This is a genomic window from Streptomyces sp. SID4985 (genome assembly GCF_009863025.1).
Lineage (GTDB): Bacteria > Actinomycetota > Actinomycetes > Streptomycetales > Streptomycetaceae > Streptomyces.
In genome coordinates this window covers 1-473 of the sequence record NZ_WWIR01000140.1, presented here as the reverse complement: position 1 = coordinate 473, position 473 = coordinate 1, and the positions used below count along the sequence as shown (strand labels likewise).

The window sequence follows — 473 nt, the reverse complement described above, 5'->3', positions numbered from 1 at the left end:
ACGCCGTACTCGCCCGCGCGGGCCTCGCCACCGGGGCCCCGCCGTCCCCCGACCCCGAACACCCCGCCCCGACCCGGGCCGCCCGCCTGTGGTGGCTCGCCACCGCGGGCACCGGCTGGGTGGCCCGGCGCTGCACCGACCTGCTGCCCGGACTGCTGCGGCTGGCCGCCGAGGAGGTACGCCACGGCACGGGGGCGGAGCTGGACGCGCGCGCGTCGGCGGAGACGGCGGGGGCGCTGGCCGCGCTGGTGCCGCCGCGACCGGTGTTCACCACCCGCCCCGGCATCCGGCGCGTGCCGGTGGGGCGGCCCGACTCCGACACGGTTCACCCGGCCCGGTCCCCGGCGCCATGACCCCTCGTACGACCGGCTCTTGGGCGCCCCGGGCGGGTGGTCTCGCGCCGGTGTGACGTCCGTCGCTTCTGCGCCGTTTGGGTTGTTGTCAGATCGAGGACCTAATCTGTGCACCGTGAC

1 pseudogene is annotated in these 473 nt (G+C 77.8%); it reads left to right on the top strand.

From position 1 onward, the window contains the following. A pseudogene (locus tag GTW40_RS05435) lies at positions 1–353 on the top strand (SGNH/GDSL hydrolase family protein); the annotation flags it as partial. Positions 354–473 lie beyond the last annotated feature (120 nt).